General features: G+C 58.3%; 18 protein-coding genes and 1 pseudogene. 13 read left to right on the top strand and 6 right to left on the bottom strand.

The window, feature by feature from the left end; translation table 11 throughout:
- Positions 1-179 precede the first annotated feature (179 nt).
- Positions 180-884 (top strand): HipA family kinase, encoded by a 705-nt coding sequence (locus EOK75_RS14785; RefSeq protein WP_137194861.1) that lies wholly within the window; start codon positions 180-182, stop codon positions 882-884.
- On the top strand, positions 881-1735 hold the full coding sequence (locus EOK75_RS14780) for a DUF3037 domain-containing protein (RefSeq protein ID WP_137194860.1): 855 nt from the start codon (positions 881-883) through the stop codon (positions 1733-1735). Before EOK75_RS14785 ends, EOK75_RS14780 begins: the two co-directional genes overlap by 4 nt.
- A gap of 365 nt (positions 1736-2100) precedes the next feature.
- Here EOK75_RS14780 and EOK75_RS14775 read toward each other — a convergent pair.
- The 5 genes and pseudogenes from EOK75_RS14775 to EOK75_RS14755 all read right to left on the bottom strand — a co-directional run.
- Positions 2101-2618: pseudogene (locus tag EOK75_RS14775) on the bottom strand (transposase); the annotation flags it as partial.
- A 50-nt stretch (positions 2619-2668) separates the two neighbouring features.
- Complete coding sequence (locus tag EOK75_RS14770; protein ID WP_137194859.1) at positions 2669-3874, bottom strand: site-specific integrase; 1206 nt, start codon at positions 3872-3874, stop codon at positions 2669-2671.
- 211 nt (positions 3875-4085) lie between these two features.
- The gene (locus tag EOK75_RS14765) at positions 4086-4865 is read right to left on the bottom strand and encodes a Bax inhibitor-1/YccA family protein (RefSeq protein WP_137194858.1); all 780 of its coding nucleotides are present in this window, start codon (positions 4863-4865) and stop codon (positions 4086-4088) included.
- A gap of 168 nt (positions 4866-5033) precedes the next feature.
- The gene (locus tag EOK75_RS14760; RefSeq protein ID WP_137194857.1) at positions 5034-5726 is read right to left on the bottom strand and encodes a UTRA domain-containing protein; all 693 of its coding nucleotides are present in this window, start codon (positions 5724-5726) and stop codon (positions 5034-5036) included.
- Positions 5723-7081: a formimidoylglutamate deiminase gene (locus EOK75_RS14755; protein WP_137194856.1), complete on the bottom strand. Its 1359-nt coding sequence runs from the start codon at positions 7079-7081 to the stop codon at positions 5723-5725. The genes EOK75_RS14760 and EOK75_RS14755 overlap by 4 nt, the downstream gene beginning before the upstream one ends.
- Positions 7082-7210: 129 nt before the next feature.
- On the opposite strand from EOK75_RS14755, the gene hutI reads away from it, so the two are divergent.
- The 8 genes from hutI to EOK75_RS14715 all read left to right on the top strand — a co-directional run bounded on the left by hutI (position 7211) and on the right by EOK75_RS14715 (position 17443).
- On the top strand, positions 7211-8347 hold the full coding sequence (gene hutI, locus EOK75_RS14750) for an imidazolonepropionase (protein ID WP_240794132.1): 1137 nt from the start codon (positions 7211-7213) through the stop codon (positions 8345-8347).
- Complete coding sequence (gene hutH / locus EOK75_RS14745) at positions 8344-9858, top strand: histidine ammonia-lyase (RefSeq protein WP_137194854.1); 1515 nt, start codon at positions 8344-8346, stop codon at positions 9856-9858. The genes hutI and hutH overlap by 4 nt, the downstream gene beginning before the upstream one ends.
- On the top strand, positions 9855-11042 hold the full coding sequence (locus tag EOK75_RS14740) for a CaiB/BaiF CoA transferase family protein (protein WP_137194853.1): 1188 nt from the start codon (positions 9855-9857) through the stop codon (positions 11040-11042). The genes hutH and EOK75_RS14740 overlap by 4 nt, the downstream gene beginning before the upstream one ends.
- Positions 11039-12181, top strand: coding sequence for an acyl-CoA dehydrogenase family protein (locus EOK75_RS14735; RefSeq protein WP_137194852.1), 1143 nt, complete (start codon positions 11039-11041; stop codon positions 12179-12181). Before EOK75_RS14740 ends, EOK75_RS14735 begins: the two co-directional genes overlap by 4 nt.
- Positions 12182-12194: 13 nt before the next feature.
- Positions 12195-13877, top strand: coding sequence for a urocanate hydratase (gene hutU / locus EOK75_RS14730; protein WP_137194851.1), 1683 nt, complete (start codon positions 12195-12197; stop codon positions 13875-13877).
- Between the two features lie 375 nt (positions 13878-14252).
- Entirely contained in the window at positions 14253-15341 is a 1089-nt protein-coding gene (locus tag EOK75_RS14725; RefSeq protein ID WP_137194850.1) for a TRAP transporter substrate-binding protein, read from the top strand.
- A 54-nt stretch (positions 15342-15395) separates the two neighbouring features.
- Complete coding sequence (locus tag EOK75_RS14720; RefSeq protein WP_137194849.1) at positions 15396-15896, top strand: TRAP transporter small permease subunit; 501 nt, start codon at positions 15396-15398, stop codon at positions 15894-15896.
- Positions 15893-17443, top strand: coding sequence for a TRAP transporter large permease (locus tag EOK75_RS14715; RefSeq protein WP_137194848.1), 1551 nt, complete (start codon positions 15893-15895; stop codon positions 17441-17443). Before EOK75_RS14720 ends, EOK75_RS14715 begins: the two co-directional genes overlap by 4 nt.
- A 33-nt stretch (positions 17444-17476) precedes the next feature.
- On the opposite strand, the gene EOK75_RS14710 is transcribed toward EOK75_RS14715, so the two are convergent.
- Positions 17477-18277 (bottom strand): lytic murein transglycosylase, encoded by an 801-nt coding sequence (locus EOK75_RS14710; protein ID WP_137194847.1) that lies wholly within the window; start codon positions 18275-18277, stop codon positions 17477-17479.
- Between the two features lie 213 nt (positions 18278-18490).
- Here EOK75_RS14710 and EOK75_RS14705 point away from each other — a divergent pair, with 213 nt between their 5' ends.
- The 3 genes from EOK75_RS14705 to rpoD all read left to right on the top strand — a co-directional run bounded on the left by EOK75_RS14705 (position 18491) and on the right by rpoD (position 23866).
- Complete coding sequence (locus EOK75_RS14705; protein WP_338053365.1) at positions 18491-19639, top strand: amidohydrolase; 1149 nt, start codon at positions 18491-18493, stop codon at positions 19637-19639.
- Positions 19640-19728: 89 nt separating this feature from the next.
- Complete coding sequence (dnaG, locus tag EOK75_RS14700; RefSeq protein ID WP_137194845.1) at positions 19729-21690, top strand: DNA primase; 1962 nt, start codon at positions 19729-19731, stop codon at positions 21688-21690.
- A 187-nt stretch (positions 21691-21877) separates the two neighbouring features.
- Positions 21878-23866: an RNA polymerase sigma factor RpoD gene (gene rpoD, locus EOK75_RS14695; RefSeq protein ID WP_137194844.1), complete on the top strand. Its 1989-nt coding sequence runs from the start codon at positions 21878-21880 to the stop codon at positions 23864-23866.
- Positions 23867-23870: the final 4 nt, after the last annotated feature.

The following is a 23870-nucleotide window of genomic DNA, read 5'->3' as shown; positions in this document are numbered from 1 at the left end:
ATCCGAAAACGAACTGCGGCGGACGCAGATGCACTATTGCCATCCCTACTACACGAAATTTTTGGCCCGGAGGCATGTGCAGCATGATTCCACACGCTATACTGACACGGATTGACAGAACCGCTGCCAACGGCCGTACAGCTCCAGTGCTCGCCGCATGTGAGGCCGTCGGCGGAGCAGTGGATGACGATGATGTGGAGATGTTCGTCAAGCTTTCGGCTGGCTGCGACCAAGCTGAGACCAACCTCGCGCGTGAAGTAATCGCGGCCTGCCTCGCAGCTGATCTCGGTTTGCCTGTACCCAAGCCTTGGCTTGTAGAGATACCATCGGAAATCATTCCCGTAGTGGCAGACGCGCAAATCGCAGACAAACTGCGTCGCAGCAGCCCCATCGCGTTCGGGTCAACCCGAACGTCCGGGTTCTCAGCTTGGGCGACGGGTCAACGGCTGTCAGATGCCATGCGACCAACAGCATCTGGGGTATTACTTTTCGATGCTGTTATTCAGAATCCCGACCGCAGGGCGGACAACCCAAATTGTTTGATAAGCGGTAATGAACTAAGAATTATCGATCACGAGCTCGCTTTTATGCATAAAATGGTCCTTTTGTGGACAGCGCCATGGGTATTGGGCGGAATGAAGGATTTGGAAACACCTGGTAGGCATATTTTCGTCCAAGAGTTAAAAGGCACACCAATCGACTTCTCGTCGATCAAATCTCAGTGGAACTCCTTGTCTGATGCGCGGTTGAAGGAGTATGAGGGAAGCATCCCGTCAGAGTGGGCTACCGCTCACGCTGACGTACATGCTGCGTTGAAGTTGATCGCCGACGCTCGGGACAACATCGACGACTGCATTAAGGAATTAGGGAGGATACTGACATGACCACAAGGGAGCCTTACAGTTACGTTGTGCTGCGTTATGTGCACGATATCCTTACCGGAGAGTTCGTGAATGTTGGTTTGATCGTGGTCGTTCCGGGGCGACCGCTTATCCTCACGAAGGCTCGCAAGACTTTCGGAAGGATAAAAAATATCTTTCCGGATCTCGATAGCGAGGCCTATAAAGGCGCCATCGAAGCCATTGAGCGCGGTATGAAAGGCGTTGAGCGAAGCCTGAACTCCGAAGGCCTATTTAAGGGTGAAAAAACTGCTGGCGACTACGCCCGGATAGCTCTGCCACTTGATGACAGTTCATTGCAATGGTCTCCGGTAGGGGCTGGGTTGACGTCAGATCCGCAGAAGACATTCGATCAACTCTATCACCGGTTCATAACCCGCTATGATCGTCCATCACAACGGCGCAGGTCTGACGAAGATGTTTGGCGTCCGGTGGAAGCAAAGCTGAAGGAACAAGGCGTGAATATCTCTCTTGAGACTAAGCGTATTCACGGAAGCACCGATACTGTCGATTTTCGGCATGCCTGGAAAAACGGCCGCTGGCATGTCTACGAACCACTTTCCTTCGATCTCGCGGAGGCAGACACGATCAAAGACAAAGCACGCCGCTGGCTCGGACACCTATCTGCAGTAAAGGCTGGTGCGACAGAAGATGTTCAAGTTCACTTCCTCGTCGGCCGCCCGCAGAGTTCATCGCTGGTCCCAGCATATAATAATGCGTTAGATATTTTGCGTCAGATTCCATTCGACAATCGCGTTTTCGAGGAAGATCAAATCGACGAATTCGTTCATGAGATCGAAGACGAAGTACGTCACCACCAGGGACGCGTTCAGTAAACACTGCTTGGTAGCATTCGTTTCGAATTCTTTTCCTTATATGTTCGATTTTCAGATGGGAACTGAACGCCCCCCCCTTTTAAGGCGTTGTAACTTATAAGAGGTTTCAAGTGGATAGTAACTATCCGCATCGTATTTCGGCAGAATTCTTCCGTCCGTTTTAATACGAAAGTCAGTCTCCCTTGTTGCAGTAACTGCTACCCAAGTGGCGGCATCAAACCGCGACACGCCCTGATGAGATGGGTTTACCTTCCTCACCCCGCAATAAAGATGTAATTTGCCTGCTCTGAAATATGCTTGGATTTGCAATCGACTGTTTGAGCGATACTCTGTCCCCGACGAGCAGAACTTGGCTGCGCGCGCGGGTAGACCCGCTTGTGGTTCCACGGATGCCCCTTCACGTTGCGCAAATGCAGGAAACACAGGCCAAATCCCCAAGTCTTGCGCGCATCCGTCAGCCCTGTCAGCAGATCGGCGATCACCTCGTTCTCGTCTTTCAGCTTCGGGCTGTAACGATAGCAGGTCTCGCTGACCTCGAAGGCCCGGCACGCCAGCGCGATGCTGACGCCCCGTCGCTCTACCGCCGTTTCGGCCATCTCGCGGCGCTGAGATGGCCCCGTTACTTTTTTCCGAGGGCTTCCTTCAATAAGTCCGCCTGCATGCTCAGATCTGCATACATCCGCTTCAGCCTGCGGTTCTCTTCCTCCATGGCTTTCATCTGGCTGACCATGGATGCATCCATGCCACCATACTTCGCACGCCATTTGTAAAACGACGCATTGCTCATGCCATGTTCACGGCAAAGCTCGGCCACCGGCACACCACCTTCGGCTTGGCGCAGGATCGCAAGGATCTGGGGTTCGCTATATCTGGTCATTTTCATTCAAAATCTCCTCGTTCATCTTGCCGAGAAAATTCTACTTCCGCAGCCCCTTACTTTCGGGGGGGATTACCACGGCGACCAGCGTCGCGACGGGCGGTATTGGTGTAGATTTGCAGGCTCTCGGGTGAAGACCAGCCGCCCCAATATTGCATCTGTTGACGTGCTCGCTCACGGTCACTCGGGTTTTGGATCAAGTCTGAAGCCGCATAGATACGATTGAAAAATGAGTGTCGACATTTGTGCCAATGAAACTCGATCCCAAGCTCGCCGGCGATTCTACCAGCCATGTATTCGGCTGTGCTGCGTGCAAGAGGTGCACCGCTACCGGAAATAAACAGGTACGAATGGGCAAAGGTTGATTTGCGGCGCTTGGTGCCTCGCTTGGCGTTGAAGACCTCTACCCAGCGGTACTCCGCAACATACTTAGCAAAAAGGTCCGGAAAACTGCTGTTTGAAAAGTAAGTGCCGAGATCGCGAGACAAGGTTTTTGGACGAGGAGCATATTCGTCGCGCGGATCAGGCGGATCATCGCGTTCCTCAATCCGGACTACTTTTATATAATCTTGAGATCGAGTTGGAAGGTCGATGGTTCGAAAGGCAAGCATTTCGCCGATCCTGAGCCCGTATTCTATCGCCATTCGCCACATAACGTAGTTCCGGAAGTCGCTTCTGCTGGTTCTGCTCCATCTGCTGTCGAAAGCGAGAGAACGCAAATATTGTTCGATTTCCAGTATTTCCTCGTCATTGAAATCCTCAGCGAATTCTTGATGAGGTACATTACCCTGAGCATCCTTCCAGAATTCCTGCTGTACCGTGCGAACATCTATCAATCGGCTGTGACGTCCATGTCGCGTGAGAGAGTACCGTAAGCACCAGTCTTCAAAGGCGGCCGCGCCACGGATTATCTCGTTGACGGTTTGTTGCTGAGTGGCCGCGATTGATTGTTTGTTGCCTTTTGCACGAGCCTCAAGCCATCGCTTGAACTGTCTGATCTGTGGCTCTGTGAGAGGTTGTCCGCGCATCAGGTGTGCTGTCGCTAAGTTCTTTTCTTGAGCATCCCAAGTCAGCAATGCCGCTACATGACTTAAAGACTTCTTGATAGTAGCAGTCGAGAATGAGGATGCAGAGAGATAGGACTCGTAGAGGCCAGCTAAGAGGTTTGATGATTGTGTAAACCTATCAATCAGGAGATGTCGGTGTTGGTGCCCATTTGATGTCGTTCTTATTTGAAAGCGAAGCGTATCTGATTTTGACACTGTAAACCCTTTTTTGACGCAAAAATGGCGTAAGTTACAATCGACATTGGCTTTTTTTCAAATGAAGAAGCATTTTCATTTCCGCCTGAAAGATATTGAAACCATCTCCTTTTGATTTTGGCTTTGAAATGAGCACCCATTGGACGCAAAAAAGCCCGCCAAGACAAAGTCTTGACGGGCAAATTTAGCACTCTGTAGTAAGTGGTGAGGTTTACTCTCTGTTGCCAAAAATGCTCAGCAAGAACATGAACATATTGATGAAGTCGAGGTACAGGCGCAGGGCGCCCATGATGGCGGACTTGCCCAACCATTCGCTATCGCCATGCTGGGCGTGCGCGATGTACTCGTTCTTGATCGACTGAGTGTCATAGGCGGTCAGCCCTGCAAAGATCAAAACACCAATGGTAGAGATCGCAAAAGCCAGCGCCGAGGAGGCGAGGAAGATGTTTACAACCATAGCCACGATCAAGCCGATCAGGCCCATCATCAGGAATGTGCCCATGCCCGACAAGTTTTTCTTTGTGGTGTAGCCGTAAAGCGACAGGCCCGCAAAGGCGATGGAGGTGATCACGAATGTCTGCGCGATGGATGCCCCGGTATAGACCAAGAAGATCGACGAGATCGACAAGCCCATCAGCGCCGCATAGGCATAAAAGAACAGCTGTGCCGCACCGGTGGACAAGCGGTTGATCATGGCACTAAAGGCAAAGACCATCGCCAGCGGTGCAAACATCACCACCCACTTCAGGGGTGAAAGATACAAGGTCTGGCCCAGCGAGGTCAGCATGGTGCCATTGCCCATCTGCACGGTTGCAAGGCTTGGGTCTGTCGTTGTGGCAAGGCCGGAAATGGCCCATGCCGCAGCACCCGTCAGCAACATGCCAACCGACATAAGCCCGTAAACCTTGTTCATATGGGCGCGAAGCCCAACATCGATCTGCGCGGAGCGGGTGCCGGCGCCGACCGAATTAATAGTTTGATATTCAGCCATTAAAGCCTCCGGTTATAACTGTTTGCAGGCCTGAAATTCGTGTTAGGCCTACCTGCAATGAATATTGGGGGTGGGGGCCGCAATATCAAGTGTTTATGTCAGTTAATCTGTAACGGTTCTATAAAATTTCGGGCGAGATCTGGATTTTGACCAAGATGATCGCCCGTGTCAGATTTCTGCGCGCATTTGGTAGCCGGGAATATAGCACAGCCGCACCGAGGTGATCGGCAAGGCGGCGGCCCATGTTGTCCGGTCAAGCGTAAAAAGCGGCGCGCCGATGGGGCAATCAAGCCATTTTGCCGTGGCCTCGGGTGCGGCAATCGCGCCAAAGGCAAAGCTGCCGGCGGAAAAAGCGGCGTTTTGAACCAGCCACTCATTGGCGCTGATCTTGGTTAGGTCGGTTTGGGCGATCTCGGGCACCACACGCAGGTTGATCCAGCGATCCTCCAGGCAAAAGGGCAGATCATCGGCCAGATGCAGTGCAAGCACGTGAATCATCGCGGTATCGGGTTTCAGCGAAAGCCGTTCGCAAATCTCGGGCGGGGGTGCGGCCTCGCGTGTTGCCAGCAAGCGGTAGCCGTAGGTTTGCCCGCGTCCCTCTACGTCTTGCCGGATGATGGGGATTTCCAGCGTGGCCTTGCGCACGGGGTTCAACGGCACACGCGTGCCCGCCTTGCGGCGACGTTCCAGCAACCCCGCCTCGGCCAAGTCCCGCAGGGCCCGGTTTACGGTGCCACGCGAACAGCCCAGCTCCTCGGCCAGATCTGCCTCATGCGGGATTTGGCCGCCGGGGGGCCATTCGCGCGACCGGATGCGGCGCAACGCCTCCGCTTGAACAGATTGCCATGTGGTGCTTGTCATAGGTCCCGTAGTTTGGTGACGCAGGCCGTGTAGGCCGCGGTGATGGCATCGTGGTCATGGTGCCGCCCGCCGGTGACCAGATGGCGGCCTGCCGACCACAGGTCCGTTACCATACGGTCATCGCCCGCAAAGATAAAGGCGTCGAGCGTGGTGTCGCCCTGACGCCCCGCCATATCCGGACCAGAGGCATCAAGCGCCACCAGATCGGCCAGCTTGCCAACCTCGATTGTGCCCGCATCGCGCCCGCCTGCCTGTGCGCCGCCTTTTGCCGCGGTTTCAAACAGCACCCGACCGGTGGATTTATCTGCCGTGGCAAGGGCCGCGCGCGAACGGTCGCGCAGGCGCTGGCTGTAATCGAGCGTGCGCAATTCCTCAGACAGCGAAATCCGTATGTTGCTATCCGATCCGATACCCCAGCGACCGCCTGCCTGCGCATAGGCGACCCCGTCGAAAATCCCGTCACCCAATGAGGATTCCGTAATGGGGCACAACCCAGCAACGGCTCCCGTCGCGGCCAAGCCCTTGGTTTCGTGGGGCTCCATCTGTGTGCAGTGGATCAGGCACCAGCGCGAATCCACATCGGCATTGGCAAGCAACCATTCGGTCGGACGGGCGCCACGATGGGTCAAGACCTCGTCTACTTCGGCGGTTTGTTCGGCCAGATGCATATGGATCGGCGCATCGGGGCGCAGAGTGGCGGCGAGGGCAAGCGCCTCCTCGGAGACCGCGCGCAGCGAATGAGGAGCGACACCTAAAACCGTATCGGCGGGCAGTGTCTTGATGGCCGCAGCGGCCCCCTCTAGCAGGTCCACGAATTCTTCGGGCGTATTGCCAAAGCGGTTCTGGCCGGGGCCAAGCGCACGGCCATCACAGCCGCCAAACTGATAAAGCACCGGCAGCATGGTCAGCCCCAGCCCCGTCCGTGCCGAGGCTGCCGCAACCCGTGCCGCCATCTCGGCGCGGTTGTCATAGGCGGTGCCGCCGGGGGCGTGGTGGAGATAGTGGAACTCTGCCACGGCGCCGTAGCCTGCCTCGGCCATTTCCATTTGTACAAAGGCGCTGATCGCCTCCACATCCTCGGGCGTAAGCCGGTCGAGGAAGCGGTACATCAACTGCCGCCATGTCCAGAAGCTGTCGCGCGGATCGGGGCCGCGCCGCTCCGTCAGCCCTGCCATAGCACGTTGAAACGCGTGGGAATGCAGATTGACGGGCGCCGGAAGCAAAGTGCCAACGCGCATGCCTTGTGGGGAGGCACCTGCCTCAACCGCTGTGATCCGCCCGCCGGAATGGGTGATTGCGACGTCTTGCGCCCAGCCATCAGGTAAAAGCGCCTGCTCTGCATAGATGATCGACATTTTGGTTCCACCCGCGTTGACAGTTTTAATATGTATGTACATAATAATTGAAATTCGAGGGGAATCAAGATGGAAATCGGGGCGCAAACAGTTATCCTTGGGGGCGGCGTGGCAGGTACGGGGCCTTTCATGCTGCAAGGGGCCGTGGTGGTGGAGGCGGGGCGGATCCTTTGGGTCGGGCCGCAAGCCGATTTGCCAAGTGACTATGCTTCATGGTCAGTGCTTGACCTTGAGGGGCGGCTGCTGACCCCTGCTTTCATCGATTGTCATACCCATATCGTTCATGGTGGCCACCGCGCGCGGGAATTCGAGATGCGGCTCGAAGGGGCCAGCTATGAAGAGGTTGCGCGCGCCGGTGGCGGCATCGTCTCTACCGTCACGGCCACCCGCAAGGCGGATGAGGACAGCCTTGTCGCATCCGCGTTGCCCCGTCTGGATACCTTGATCGGAGAAGGGGTTTCTTGTGTTGAGGTGAAGTCCGGCTACGGTCTTGATCAGGAGGTGGAGCTGCGGATGCTGCGCGCGGCACGGCGTTTGGGGGATCTGCGTCCTGTGCGTATCCGCACCAGTTTTCTGGGCGCCCATGCCACGCCTGCCGAATATAAGGGCCGCGATGATGCCTATATTGATGAGGTTTGCATCCCCACCTTGCGCGCGGCCCATGCCGAGGGGTTGGTCGATGCGGTGGATGGTTTCTGCGAGGGAATCGCGTTTAATACCAGTCAGATATCGCGCGTTTTTGATGTGGCGCGTGAACTGGGGTTGCCTGTAAAGCTGCATGCCGAGCAGCTCTCGAATATCGGCGGCTGTGCCTTGGCGGCCAAATATGGCGCGATGTCGGTCGACCACGTGGAATACGCCACCGAGGCAGATGCCAAACTGTTGGCGACAAGCGGTACGGTGGCGGTTTTGCTGCCCGGTGCCTTTTATGCAATCCGCGAAACACAGATGCCGCCGGTCGCGGCCTTCCGCGCCCATGGCGTACCGATGGCGCTTGCGACGGATTGCAACCCGGGCACCTCGCCGATGACCTCGCTTTTGCTGGCGATGAACATGGGCTGCACCCTGTTTCGCATGACGCCCGAAGAGGCGCTGCGCGGTGTTACCGAACATGCCGCCCGCGCTTTGGGTCTGACGGATACTGGTGTGATCGCGCCGGGGATGCGGGCTGATCTTGCGATCTGGAATGTCGAGACACCGGCCGAGCTTGCCTACCGTTTTGGATTTAACCCGCTGCACCAGCGGATTTTTGGGGGAAAAGAATGAAGCTGACACCGGGCGCGACCACGCTGGACAATCTTGAAACCCTTTGGCGCGGTGACGGGATCGCAACGCTGGACCCAAGCGCGCGTGTGGCGGTTGAGGCCGCTTGTGATCAGGTTGCCGCCGCCGCAGCGGGCACGGTGGCCGTTTACGGTGTGAACACCGGCTTTGGCAAGCTCGCCAGCGTCAAGATCGCGCCGGAAGATACCGAGACCCTGCAACGCAATCTGATCTTGTCGCATTGCTGCGGCGTAGGCGAGCCGCTGGATGAGGCAACCACCCGGCTGATGATGGCGCTGAAATTGCTGTCGCTGGGGCGTGGGGCCTCGGGGGTTCGCTGGGCCGTGATTGAACAGATCGAAAACCTCCTGGCACATGCTGTGATTCCCGTTATTCCGGCCCAAGGCTCTGTCGGGGCGTCGGGTGATCTAGCACCATTGGCGCATATGGCGGCCACGATGATCGGCGCGGGTGAGGCGGTCTATCAAGGCGTGCGCATGGCCTCGGATAAGGCGTTGGCGCAGGCGGGGATAACCCCCTTGGTGCTTGGCCCGAAAGAGGGGCTTGGCCTGATCAACGGCACACAGTTTTCAACCGCGCTGGCGTTGGTCGGTCTGTTTGAAGGCTGGCAGAATGCGCGGGCCTCTGTGGCGACAGCGGCAATGTCGACCGATGCGATCATGGGATCCACAGCGCCTTTGCAGCCCGAAATCCACAGCTTGCGCGGCCATCGTGGCCAGATCGACGTGGCCCACGCGTTGCGCACGGTGATGGAGGGATCGGTGATCCGCGACAGCCACCGTGAGGGCGATACCCGCGTACAAGACCCTTACTGCATTCGCTGTGTGCCGCAGGTTGTCGGTGCCGCTGTGGACCTGTTGCGCTTTGCCGCCACCACACTAGAGATCGAGGCGAATGCCGTGACCGACAACCCGCTGGTTGTCTCGGCGGGCATCATATCCGGTGGTAACTTCCACGCAGAACCTGTTGCTTTTGCAGCAGATATTATCGCGCTTGCCCTGGCTGAAATCGGGGCTATCGGGCAGCGTCGTGTGGCTTTGATGGTTGATCCGACCCTGTCCCATGACCTGCCGCCGTTCCTGACTCCGGCGCCCGGCCTTAACTCCGGTTTCATGATCGCAGAGGTGACAACCGCCGCTTTGATGAGCGAGAACAAGCACCTCGCGAACCCTTGCTCGACCGATAGCACGCCGACCTCGGCCAATCAGGAAGACCATGTTTCCATGGCTGCCCATGGTGCGCGGCGTTTGGGGCGGATGAATGCGAACCTGTCGGTGATTTTGGGGGTTGAGGCGCTTTGCGCGGCGCAAGGCATCGGGTTTCGGGCCCCGCTGGTAACCTCTGGTCCGCTGCAGGCGGCGGTTGCGGCCCTGCGCGAAGTCTCGCCCGTTTTGGCCGAAGATCGCTATCTCGCGCCGGATATTGAGGCGGCATCGGCATTGGTCCGCGCAGGCGTCTTGGCAAATGCGGCCGGGGTGGAACTGGCGTTATGAAACCGCTGCAAGGCATCCGTGTCCTTGATCTGACCCGCGTTCTGGCCGGCCCGTTTTGCACCGCCCTTATGGCCGATCTGGGGGCCGAGGTTATTAAGATAGAGCCACCGCAGGGCGATGATTACCGCCATATCGGCCCCTTTGTGGACGGGCATTCCGCACTTTTTGCGCTGACCAATCGGGGCAAATCCTCGGTGGTGCTGGACCTCAAGGCGGATGAGGGTAAGGCCGTTGCGCGTCAGCTTGCGGCAACCTGCGATGTGGTGGTGGAAAACTTCCGCCCCGGTGTCGCCGCCAAGCTGGGCCTTGGTGTCGAGGCGTTGCGCAAGGATAATCCGGCGCTGATCTATTGCTCCATCTCGGGCTTTGGTCAGGATGGGCCGTACAGTGACCTTCCCGCTTATGACATCGTGGTGCAGGCGATGTCGGGCCTGATGGAGGCCAATGGCGAAGAGGGCGGCGCACCCTTGAAAGTGGGCGAGGCGCTGGGGGATCTGATGGCGGGCCTCTATGCGGCTTGGGGTATTGCGGCGGCCTTGGTGGGGCGCGCGCAAACCGGCCAAGGGGCAAGTCTTGATGTGGCGATGTTTGATGCGCTGTTTTCCTTGCTGCCGACCAGCCATGCCATTCATTTCTATGCGAAGTCAGCCGTGGAACGGGTGGGCAACCGTCACCCGCTATCAACGCCATTCGGGGCCTATGCCACATCGGACGGGCACGCGATTATTGCCGTATTGGGGGATCGTCAGTTCGCAGCACTATGTGACCTGATTGGCGCGCCCGAGGCGGCAAGCGATCCGCGCTTTGCCAGTGATGAGGCGCGCACCCAAAACGAACCCGTGCTCAAGGCGCTGATTGAGGCGTGGACGGGAAAGTTGACCACTGCGCACGCGGTTGAGGGATTGCGCGCGGCGCATATTCCAACCGCACCGATCCTGACCATGGCCGAGGCCGCCAGCAGCCCCCATGCCATCGCGCGCGGGCTTGTGTCCGATATTCCGCATCACGGGCTTGGGACGGCCCCGGTTATCGGCCAGCCGATACGGTTCAACGGTGAAAAGCCGGTTGCAAGCAGTGGCGCCCCCGCTTTGGGCGGTGGTTCACGTGCGGTTATGGCCTCGTTGGGCCTGACCGAAGACCAAATCAGCGGTTTGATCGCTGCCGGAATTGTGAGGACGGAATGACCGATTTGTACCATATGCTTGACGAGGCCGAGCGTGCCTTCATCACGCAGCTTGAACGTTTTGCCGCCGAAGAGCTGTCCCCCCACGCCCATGCCACCGATGAGAGCGGCGAATTTGTCCACGCCCAACTGCGGGCCTTGGCGCAGACCGGCATGATGGGTGCGAACCTGCCAGAGGCTTGGGGCGGGGCGGATATTTCGGCGCAGGCGCTTTTGCGGGCGGTCGGGGTGATTGCGGGGGCTTGTGGCTCCACGGTGTCTGCCCTGACGGCGCATTATCTGGCGACGGATTCGATTTTGTTGGGCGGGGATGACGTGGCGCGCGCGCGCTATTTGCCCGATGCCGCGACCGGGGACCGCCTTGGCGCATTCGCGCTGACGGAACCCTTTGCTGGCTCTGACCCGGCGGATATGCGCACCAAGGCCACGAAAACCGCGGATGGTTGGCATCTGAAGGGGCGCAAATGCTTTATCTCTAATGGTGGCGTGGCGGATTTTCTGGTGGTCTTTGCCGTGACCGATCCGGCCGCTGCCCATCGCGGGATCTCGGCCTTTGTGGTGGACAAAGACACCCCCGGCCTGCAACCGGGTCGCGCCGAGAAAACCATGGGCCTGCGCGGCGGCCATGTCTGGGAATTGGATTTTGACTGCCAACTGCCCGAAAGCGTGCTGCTTGGTGCGGAAGGGTCCGGCTTCAAGACCGCGATGAAGGTGCTTGATAATGGCCGGCTGGAAGTGGCGGCCATGTGTATCGGTATCGCCTCGGCCGCGCTGACGGCTGCGACCGAATGGTCCAAGACCCGCATCATCGGCGGCGAACCCTTGGCCGCCAAGCAAGGCATCCGTTGGCAGCTTGCCGATATGGCGCTGGACCTGCGCGCCGCCGAATTGATCGCGCTGGAGGCGGCGCGCCTGCGCCAGGATGGCACGCGTTTTTCCATGCAGTCCAGCATGGCCAAGCTTCACGCCTCGGAGATGGCGGGGCGCGTGACCGATGGCGCGATCCAGATCCATGGCGGCTACGGCTTTACCCGTGATTTCCCGCTGGAACGCTATGCTCGCGATGTGCGGATCATGCGCATCTATGAAGGCTCTTCTGAAATTCAACGCAATATTATCGCCGCTCACCTGCTGGCCTGAATCGGAGAATATGATGACAAACCCACGCCACAACACCCGTGACATCTACCCCGCAACCGGAACCGAGATCACCGCAAAAAGCTGGCTGACCGAGGCCCCCTTGCGGATGTTGATGAACAACCTGCACCCCGATGTTGCCGAAAACCCGCATGAGCTGGTGGTCTACGGCGGCATCGGCCGCGCCGCCCGCACATGGGAAGATTTCGACCAGATCTGCGCCTCTTTGCGCGATTTGAACGATGACCAAACGCTTTTGGTGCAATCGGGCAAGCCGGTCGGCGTGTTCCAGACGCATAAGGATGCGCCGCGCGTGTTGATCGCCAACTCCAACCTTGTGCCGCATTGGGCGACTTGGGACCACTTTAACGAACTCGATAAGAAGGGTCTGGCGATGTACGGCCAGATGACAGCTGGATCGTGGATCTACATCGGCACCCAAGGCATTGTGCAAGGGACATTTGAAACCTTTGCCGAGGCTGGCCGCCAACACTATGAAGGTAGCCTCAAAGGTAGGTGGATCCTGACGGCGGGTCTTGGCGGTATGGGCGGCGCACAGCCGCTGGCCGCAGTGATGGCGGGCGCATGCTGTTTGGCGGTCGAATGTGATGAGACCCGCGCCGATTTCCGCATCCGCACCCGCTATTGCGACGAAAAGGCCCATACGCTGGATGAGGCATTGGCCTTGATCGACAAATGGACCAAAGCCGGTGAGGCGAAATCTGTGGCGCTGATCGGTAACGCGGCAGAGGTATTCCCTGAACTTTACGCCCGCATGAAGGCCGGTGGTCCGCGCCCTGATATGGTAACGGACCAGACATCCGCGCATGATCCGGTGCATGGTTATTTGCCGCTGGGATGGTCCGTGGCCGAATGGCGCGCCAAGCAGGAATCCGATCCGAAAGCCGTGGAAAAAGCCGCCCGTGCCAGCATGAAGGCCCATGTCGCCGCGATGGTTGATTTCTGGAATGCAGGCGTGCCGACCTTGGATTACGGCAACAACATCCGTCAGGTTGCGCAGGAAGAGGGGCTTGAGAACGCCTTTGCCTTCCCCGGTTTTGTGCCTGCCTATATCCGGCCTTTGTTCTGCAAAGGGATCGGGCCGTTTCGTTGGGTCGCGCTTTCGGGTGATCCTGAGGATATCTACAAAACCGATCAGGCGATGAAAGAGCTGTTCCCCGAGAACGAGCATCTGCACAACTGGCTGGATATGGCGCGTGACCGTATCGATTTCCAAGGGCTGCCGGCGCGGATTTGCTGGATTGGGCTTGGTGATCGCCACAAAGCGGGCCTCAAATTCAACGAGATGGTGGCCTCGGGGGAATTGAAAGCCCCGATCGTGATCGGCCGCGACCATCTCGATTCCGGTTCGGTTGCCTCGCCCAACCGTGAGACGGAATCGATGAAAGACGGGTCGGATGCGGTGTCGGATTGGCCGCTTTTGAATGCGCTCTTGAATACGGCTTCGGGGGCGACTTGGGTCAGCTTGCACCACGGTGGCGGCGTTGGCATGGGCTTTTCGCAGCATTCGGGCATGGTGATCGTCGCCGATGGGACCGAGGATGCAGCGCGCCGTTTGAACAACGTGTTGTGGAATGATCCGGCAACCGGCGTGATGCGGCATGCCGACGCTGGCTATGATATCGCGCTCGATTGTGCGCGTGAACACGATCTTACGTTGCCGGGCATTTTGAAGTAATCTTAGCCGATTATTTTGATATAAAAACACTATGAGGTCCGGGGGGTGATATGCCCCTCGGACAACTCCAAAAAACATTAAGGCCCAATATGCGTTACGTCCCTGATCCATATGATTGCAAACATATTTCTATCCCGCAGCAGTCGGGCGGTTTGGTCATCGGTCAAGGAATGCGCACACAAGGCGTGGATGCCGAAATTGCGACCAAACACGACGGTTATTTTCCGAAAAAACGCTCCTCGCGCAGAGGGGCTATTCCGGTTAGGTCAGTATTTCGGATAGGGTCGGGATGCGCATCCCTGTTCTCGGCCATCCTGCCGATACCGGGCTGAAAAACACAGAATGTGATGATACGAATTCAACAAGGAGAGAGCAATGAAAAGACGTAATTTTATCACCGCCGCTGCCGGCGTGGGGGCAGCCGCCCTTGCCAGCCCTGCCATCGCGCAAGATGTTCGCAAATGGCGCCTTGTATCGGCATGGCCCAAAAACCTGCCCGGCCCCGGCGTTGCCGCCCAAACGCTTGCTGACCGGATCACCACCCTGTCCGGTGGCCGCATCGAAGTGGAGCTGTTTGCCGCAGGTGAGATCGTTCCCGGCCCCGGCGTATTTGACGCAGTAAGCGAGGGCACGGCAGATATTTACCACGCCGTTCCCGCCTATTGGGGCAGCAAATCCAAGGGTATCTTGCTGTTCGGTAGCCAGCCTTTGGGCCTGACCGCGATTGAGCAGCACGGCTGGATGCTGCACGGCGGCGGGCAGGAGCTTTATGATGAAATGTATGCGCGCTTCAACCTCAAGCCGTTCCTGACAGGCAACTCCGGTCCGCAGTGGGCTGGTTGGTTCCGCGATGAAATCAAATCCCTGGATGACCTGAAAGGTCTGAAGTACCGCACAACCGGCCTCAACTCCGAAGTGATGTCCAAGCTTGGCGTCGCTGTCGAGGCGATGTCCGGCCCGGCTATGTTCCAAGCGTTGCAATCAGGCGCATTGGACGCGGGTGAGTTTATCGGCCCTTGGACCGACAGCGCGCTTGGCTTTTATCAGGTTGCCAGCAACTACTACGGTCCCGGCGTGGGGGAGCCATCCTCGGCCGAAGAATGTGGCATCAACCTCGAGTCTTGGAACGACCTGCCTGATGACTTGAAACAGGTGGTCGAGGCTGCTGCGCAGTCGATGTATAACCCAGTCCTGACCGAGTATAACACCAAGCACGCCCTTGCTTTGCGCGCCTTGGTTGCCGATCACGGTGTGACCCTGCGCGAGTGGCCCGAGGAAATCACCATCGCGATGGGCAATGCCATGGGTGAGGTGCTGACCGAGCTGCGCAACTCCGATGATGAGCTGGTGCAACGCATCACTGAAAGCTTCCTCGCGTATCGCAAGCTGATGGTGGAATACATGCCATGGGCCGACAACGGCCAGATGAACGCCCGTAACCTCGACTTCAATTACGGCGACTGATCTAAAAATGCGGCCCCGGTTTTTGTCGGGGCCGCCGCACGTTAAGGGGGCATGATGGACCGTTTTGCAGACAGGCTGGACCTGATAAATCGTGGCGTGGGGGGCGTTGTCATGTGGATGGCGCTTATCATGGTCTTGGTGCAGTTTGGCATTGTGATGCTGCGCTATGTCTTTGGCTACACGTCGATTTTCATCAATGAATCCGTGCTTTACCTGCATGCGACCCTGTTTATGCTGGGGGCGGGATATACGCTTTTGGTCAATGGCCATGTGCGGGTGGATATCTTTTATGCCCCGCTAAACGTCCGCAAAAAGGCGATGGTCGATATCTTTGGCCATCTGTGCCTTTTGCTGCCATCGCTTGGTATTTTGCTCTATTATAGCTGGCCGTCGGTGCGTCGCTCTTGGTCTATACTTGAGGGGCCGATCTCGGTGGGCGGTGTGCCTGCGTCCTTTTTGCTCAAGACCCTGATCCCGGTGTTTTGCGTTTTGCTGCTGATCCAGGGCCTGTCGGCGCTGATCCGTGACCTTATCCGTCTGGGAGACAAAGCATGACGCTGCCACTTGATCTGATGATGTTTGCGGCCCTGATCATCGTGATCCTGATGGGCTATCCGGTTGCGTTTTCGATTGCAGGCGTTGCCACCGGCTTTGCGCTCTTGGGCTCGGCGCTGGGGGTGTTTGACCTTGGGCTGATGGGGGCCTTGGCACAGCGGTTTTTCGGGGTGATGACCAACCCGGTTTTGACCGCCATCCCGCTGTTTGTGCTGATGGGGGTGGTGCTGGAAAAATCCCGTATCGCCGAGGAATTGCTGGAAACGATGGGGCGTTTGTTCGGCTCTATGCGGGGCGGCTTGGGGGTGTCGGTGATGCTGGTGGGGGCGCTGCTTGCGGCCTCGACCGGGATTGTTGGTGCCACTGTTGTTGCGATGGGGATGATCGCGCTGCCTGCGATGTTGCGCAACGGCTATAACCCGCGGCTTGCGTCGGGGATGGTGGCGACGGCGGGCACTTTGGGGCAGATCATTCCGCCCTCTACCTTGTTGATCATTCTGGCTGAGGTGATGTCATCGGCCTTCCAGCAAGCGCAATATGAGCAAGGGAAGTTTTCGGTCGAGACGATTTCCGTGGGCCAGACTTTTGCGGCGGCCATTGTGCCGGGGCTGTTGTTGATGGTGATTTACATCCTCTACATCCTCGGGCGGGCATGGTTGATCCCTGCTGATGCGCCCGCGATGCGAGAGCAGGCCGTCAAACCCTCGGCCGGAGAAGTGTTTGGCGCCATTGCCCCGCCGGTCTTGTTGATCTTTGCCGTGCTTGGCGCAATTCTGGGAGGCGTTGCCAGCCCGAATGAGGCGGCCTCGGTCGGGGCCGTGGGGGCGATTTTGCTGGCGGGGTTGCGTCAGGGCGCGCCGCGCTGGTTGATCCTTGCGGGGGCGGGGTCGCTGTTGGTTCTGGCCTTTGCGGCAGGGCTTGCGCCGGTGCGCTTGCAGCGGTCCGATGCGGGGCCGTTGGAATATGCGATGGCGCTGGCCTATCTGACGCTGGCACTGATCGGGATTGCTGCGATTGTTGCGGCATTGCAGGCGACATTCCGCAAGGGGATTATGTTTGCCGCGATGGGGCAGACCATGGTCGTGACCTCGATGATCTTTGCGACCATTTTAATGGCGTCATACTTCAGCCTCGTTTTCGTCGGCTTGGGCGGAGAGCATCGCGTCGCCGACATCCTACAATCATTGCCGGGCGGCCCGACGGGGGCGTTGTTCTTTGCGATGGCCTTTATCTTTGTTCTGGGGTTCTTCCTCGATTTCGTCGAGATTTCGGTGATCTTGCTGCCGCTTTTGGTGCCGCCATTGATCTTGATGGGCCATGATCCGATCTGGCTGGCGGTGTTGATCGCGGTGAACCTGCAGACGTCCTTTCTGACGCCGCCTTTCGGGTTCTCGCTGTTCTATTTGCGCGGGGCCGCCCCGCCCGAGGTGACAACCGGCATGATCTATCAGGGGGTTACACCCTTTATCGTGCTGCAGGTTATCGCGATGGTGCTGATTTGGGCGCTGCCCGGGCTTTCGACTTGGTTGCCAAGGCTGATCTTTTAAGGGTTGGGGGCGCAGGTCGCGCCCCCCAACCCGTTACCTGTCAATCTGGGCGGCCATGATCGCGATTGCCTCTTGGTATACGCTGGCCGCATTCCATTCCTTCAGGACGGCATAATTCGGCTGCCCTTTTTGGTAGCCTTGCCCCGGCCGCCAGCCCTTTTGGCGGAGGTAATTGGCGGTTGAGGCCAGCGCATCAATGCGGTTGTTCAGCTCCACCCGCCCGTTGCCATCCCCGTCCACCCCGTATTTAAGCGCGTTGCCCGGCAAAAACTGCGTATGCCCCCATTCGCCATGCTTCGCCCCGACCGAAGCGCCGGTGATCGACCCGCGATCCACCAAGACCAGTGCCGCCATCATATGCGGGCGAAAGAAATCTGAACGCCGACAATCATAGGTCAGCGTGGAAATCGCCGAGACGATCCGCGTATTGCCCATAAAGCCGCCAAAGGCCGTTTCCATCCCGTGGATCGCAACCAAGACCCCGGCAGGCACGCCGTATTGCCGCTCCAACGCGGCATAGAGCTTGGCATTTTTGGCCTTCTGCCGGCGGCCTTGCTTGACAATGGTGGGCGCACCGCGCACCTGCATGAATTTATCAATCGTGTATTTGAAGCTTTTCTGGTTGCGGTCTGCCGAAATGGTTTCGCGCGAATAGCTGGTGGCCATCAGGGCCGCGATGCCGCGCTGTCCCACGCCTTGGGCTGCGGCCTCGGCGGCGATCTCGGACTTCCAGCGTTCATAGCCGCCACCCGTGTTGGAACAGCTGGCCGCATTCGCCGCCCCTGCGGCCATAAAGAGGGCTGCGCCCAGCATCACAGGTTTCAGTGCAAACATGTTCCTACTCCAGAATTCCAAGTTTGGGGGAGTGTACGATGATCGTGTGACCATTCAAAGGGCAGCTTTTGTAAAATGCATCAACGGGGTCACCTCGCGGGATTGACCCGTCCCAAGCCTTGTGTAACCGATGCTTTGATATGCAGGAGGTTTCAGAATGGCGAAATTCGGAATGTGGGTGAGAACGGTGCAGCATTGCGGGGGCCTGCTTTGATGTTGACCAATTCCGATATTGCCGAGCTAACCGCGTTCCGCCATGACTTGCACCGCTTCCCCGAGGTTTCCGGTGCTGAGGCGCAGACAGCATTTCGTGTTGTCGCAGCGCTTGGCGGGATGGCTGACCAAGTGGTCACGGGGCTGGGGGGGCACGGCGTGGCCGCGGTGTTTGACAGTGGCAAGCCGGGGCCAACGGTGCTGTTTCGTTGTGAACTCGACGCGTTGCCTATCCGTGAGGTCTCGGAAAATGCGCATCGCTCTACCATATCCGGTGTGGCGCATCTGTGTGGGCATGATGGGCATATGACGATTCTGATGGGGCTTGCGCGCTTGTTGTCTCGCCAGCGGCCTGCGCGGGGGCGGGTGGTCTTGATGTTCCAGCCCGCCGAGGAGGATGGCTCTGGTGCTGCGGCAGTTGTGGCGGATGCGGGTTTTGCAGGGCTGAGGCCGGATTGGGCATTTTCCTTGCACAACATGCCCGGTGTCCGGCTTGGCGAATGCTGGCTGGCCGAGGGCCCGATGGCTTGTGCCTCGGTTGGCCTGAAAATCGCGCTGGACGGCAAGACGAGCCATGCCGCGCAGCCCCAACATGGCGTCTCTCCGGGTTTGGCGCTGGCCGAGCTGATCCCGGCCCTTGGGGCGCTTGGCACGGGGGGCGATCTTTCGCCGGACTTCCGGCTTGTGACGCTGACACATGCGCAGATGGGAGAGCCTGCCTTTGGCATCTCTCCCGCGCACGGAGAGCTGTGGGCGACGTTACGCACCATGACCGACCCGCCGATGGAGGCGCTTAAGGCGCAGGCGGTGGGTTTGGCGCAGACAGCGGCGGCCAAATACGGGTTGGCGCTTACCACCAGCCTGCATGATGATTTCAAGGCCTGTGCCAATGATCCACAGGCCACGGCCCATATCGCGGCGGCGCTAGATGCGTTGGGCATCCCCTATGCCCCCGGTGGCCTGCCGATGCGCCCGTCCGAGGATTTCGGCGCCTTTGCGGGGCTGCCCGATTGCAAGATCGCCATGGTAATGCTGGGGGCAGGGCTGGACCATCCGTCGCTGCACAATCCCGACTATGACTTCCCTGATGATCTGATTGCGATTGGCGCAAGGATTTTTCACCGGGTCACCCGCGATCTGCTGGGCTAGAACATGGTTTTGAGGTGAAACATGCGAAGGTGCCTGCCATGAGGCTTGGACCGCTTGCCTATCCCGCCTCCTCGGTCGATATATAGGGTATGAGTCTTCCAGCCGGTTTCCTTGACGAATTGCGCACGCGCGTCTCCTTGTCCCAAGTTGTTGGGCGCAAGGTGGTATGGGATGTGCGCAAATCGAACCAAGGTAAGGGCGACATGTGGGCGCCGTGCCCCTTCCATCAGGAAAAATCCCCCAGCTTTCATGTCGATGATCGCAAAGGGTTTTATTACTGCTTTGGCTGTCACGCCAAGGGCGATGCGCTGAGCTTTGTCATGGAGACAGAGAACCTCGGCTTTATGGAAGCGGTGGAGCTTTTGGCCCGTGAGGCAGGTATGCCGGTACCCGCCAAGGACCCCATCGCTGCCAAGAAGGCCGACCGGCGCAGCCAATTGGCCGAGGTAATGGAAGAGGCGGTGAAATATTTTCGCCTGCAACTGAAAACTGGTGGTGGCCAGACCGCGCGCGATTACCTTGACCGTCGTGGCCTGAAGGCCGACGCACAAGAGCGCTGGCAGATCGGCTGGGCCCCCGATACGCGTCAAGGTGCGTTTGCCGCATTGCAGGCCAAGGGGTTTGCGCCCGACCTGATCGTGGATGCGGGCGTTTGTGCCACCCCTGATGATGGCCGTCCGCCTTACGACCGGTTTCGTGGGCGCATTATTTTCCCGATCCGTGACGCGCGTGGCCGTGCCATTAGCCTTGGCGGGCGGTCCTTGGACCCCGATGCGCGGGCAAAATACCTCAACGGGCCCGAGACAGAGCTTTTCGACAAGGGGCGCAACCTTTTCAACCTTGGCCCCGCCCGCGAGGCGGCGGGCAAGGGCGCGCCTTTGGTTGTGGCCGAAGGCTATATGGATGTGATCGCGCTGGTCGAGGCGGGGTTCAAATCCACGGTTGCACCCTTGGGCACGGCCGTGACCGAGGACCAGTTGCGCATGATGTGGCGGGTTTCCCCCGAGCCGATTATCGCGCTTGATGGTGATACTGCAGGCCTGCGGGCGGCCCTGCGGGTGGTGGATCTGGCGTTGCCGTTGATTGAGGCGGGGCAGGCCTTGCGCTTTGCGGTTCTGCCTGCGGGGCTGGACCCAGATGACCTGCTCAAGGCGCAGGGCGCGGGGGCGATGCAAGCGGTGCTGGACGGGGCGCAATCCATGGTCAGCCTGTTGTGGCAGCGCGAAACCGAGGGCCGCAGTTTTGACAGCCCTGAACGCCGGGCAGCGCTTGATAAAACCCTGCGTACGGCGCTGATGCAAATCAAGGATAGCTCTATCCGCCACCACTACGGCGAGGAGATCAAGAACCTTCGCTGGCAGCTGTTCAATCAATCGCGCAAATCCGCCCCGCGCAAGGAATGGGTGCCAAACCAGCGCGGTAAGGGCAAATCTTGGCAGCCGGAGCCGCGCCCTGTTACGACGACAAAAACCTCGGCACTGGTGATTGGCAGCAGCGATGAGCGGGTGCTGGAACAGATAATTCTTGCGACGCTGGTCACCCATCCGGCCTTGATTTTACGGTTCGAATCCGTGCTGGAACGGCTCGATTTTTCCGATACGGCAGAGGATGGTTTGCGCCTTGCCTTGCTGCACGGCGGCAGCAATGACGCAGCGCGTGAAAAATTGCTGGAAGAGCAGCGCGCGGTGCTTGAAACCTTGCTTAACCAGAACCATGTCATGTCTGCTCCACCGATACGTAAAGCCGATGATCTGGATTACGCCGAGATTTGTTTGGGGGATATGTTGCGCAAGCTGCGCACAGTGCGGGGCGGGCGGCGCGAGGTGCGCGAGGCTGCCGAGGATATCGACGGCCTTGCCGATGAGGGGCTTACATGGCGGTTGACGCAGGCCAATGAAGCGCGCTTTACCGCCGCGAAGGGGCCGCAAGTGGTCAAGGGCGAAGGTTTCGTCGCAGAGAACGGGGTGGAGATGGACCGTGAAGAAGTAGAAGAGGCCCGCAGCCTGTGGGACCGAATCGATTTTGGCCGCAGCGGGCGGCCAAAGCGCTAGAATTTGCAGCAAAGGGTGATGCCGGAGGTCCGGACGCCCTTTTAACTTCCATAAAAATGCTGATACATGAGGAAAATTGGGAAAATTGAGGCAAAAGCCTTTTCCCTCCCGTGATTCGCGCTAATGATTCGAATATTCGACCGAGTGATTCGGTTTTGCACCAATCGATTCGGCCAAAGGAGCATCCATGGCAGCCAAAGATACCGACGACAGCAAGCAAACCAACGCTGAGGCCGACTCCTCGCTGGATATGAGCCAAGCTGCCATCAAGAAGATGATCGCGGATGCGCGGGAGCGTGGCTACATCACCTATGACCAGCTCAACGCGGTTTTGCCGCCCGAGCAGGTTTCCTCCGACCAGATCGAGGACGTGATGTCCATGCTGTCGGAAATGGGGATTCAGGTCACCGAAGAAGAAGAGATGGAAGACAGCGCCACTGCGGGGGAGCTGGTTGTCGCGGGGACCGGCGCGCGGGATGTGGCGCTCTCTAACGGTGCTACCGAAACGCTCGACCGGACCGATGACCCGGTGCGCATGTATCTGCGCGAGATGGGCAGCGTGGAATTGCTGTCTCGTGAGGGTGAGATCGCGATTGCCAAGCGGATCGAGGCCGGCCGCAACACGATGATCGCAGGGCTTTGCGAAAGCCCGCTGACATTTCAGGCGATCACCATCTGGCGTGATGAGCTTTTGTCCGAAGATATTTTGCTGCGCGATGTGATTGACCTCGAATCCACCTTTGACCGTGGCATGGACGGCGAAGGCGAAGAGGGCTTGGTTAGCGGATTGCCAGCCGGCGGTGAGGCTGCGCCCAAACCGCAGGCCAATACCGGTCCCGAACTCGATGCCGATGGCAATCCATTGTCCAATAATGACGACGATGATGATGATGACGAGGGCGCCAATATGTCGCTCGCGGCGATGGAAGCCGCCCTCAAGCCGCGCGTTCTGGAAACCTTGGAAGTGATTGCGCACGACTATGCCGAGCTTGCTGAAATGCAAGATCTGCGTATGTCTGCGACGATGAACCAATCCGACCGGTTCACCAATAAGGAAGAGGACGCCTACCAGAAGTTGCGTTCGGAAATTGTTCTGCTGGTCAATGAGTTGCACCTGCATAACAACCGTATCGAAGCGTTGATCGACCAGCTTTACGGCATCAATCGCCGGATTATGTCCATCAACTCTGGCATGGTGAAGCTGGCCGACCAAGCCCGTATCAACCGCCGTGAGTTTATCGACGAATACCAAGGCTATGAGCTGGACCCGACATGGTGTGACCGTATGTCCGCCAAAGAGGGTCGCGGCTGGCAGGCCCTGATGGAAAAATCCCGCCCCAAAGTGGACGAGCTGCGCGAAGAAATGGCGCAGGTCGGATCTTATGTCGGGGTGGATATTTCCGAATTCCGCCGCATCGTTAATCAGGTGCAAAAGGGCGAAAAAGAAGCGCGTCAGGCCAAGAAAGAAATGGTCGAGGCAAACCTTCGTTTGGTGATCTCGATCGCCAAGAAATATACCAACCGTGGCCTGCAATTCCTTGATCTTATTCAGGAAGGCAACATCGGCCTGATGAAGGCCGTGGATAAGTTCGAATACCGTCGTGGCTATAAGTTCAGCACCTATGCGACTTGGTGGATACGTCAGGCGATCACCCGCTCTATCGCGGATCAGGCACGCACAATCCGTATTCCGGTTCATATGATCGAGACGATCAACAAACTGGTCCGGACGGGTCGGCAGATGCTCCATGAAATCGGCCGCGAACCAACGCCCGAGGAATTGGCCGAAAAGCTGCAAATGCCGCTTGAGAAGGTCCGCAAGGTGATGAAGATCGCCAAGGAGCCGATCTCGCTCGAAACCCCGATCGGGGATGAGGAAGACAGCCAGCTTGGCGACTTCATTGAGGATAAGAACGCGGTTCTGCCTTTGGATTCGGCCATTCAGGAAAACCTAAAGGAAACCACGACGCGGGTTCTGGCATCGCTTACTCCACGCGAAGAACGGGTTTTGCGGATGCGCTTCGGCATTGGCATGAACACGGACCACACATTGGAAGAGGTGGGGCAGCAGTTCTCGGTCACCCGTGAGCGCATTCGCCAGATCGAAGCGAAGGCCTTGCGGAAGTTGAAGCACCCCAGCCGGTCTCGCAAGCTTCGGTCATTCCTGGATCAGTAAACGA

It is taken from the genome of Pseudorhodobacter turbinis (assembly GCF_005234135.1).
Lineage (GTDB): Bacteria > Pseudomonadota > Alphaproteobacteria > Rhodobacterales > Rhodobacteraceae > Pseudorhodobacter > Pseudorhodobacter turbinis.
Note: the sequence above shows the minus strand (reverse complement) of the source record. Positions and strands in the feature narration are given on the sequence as shown.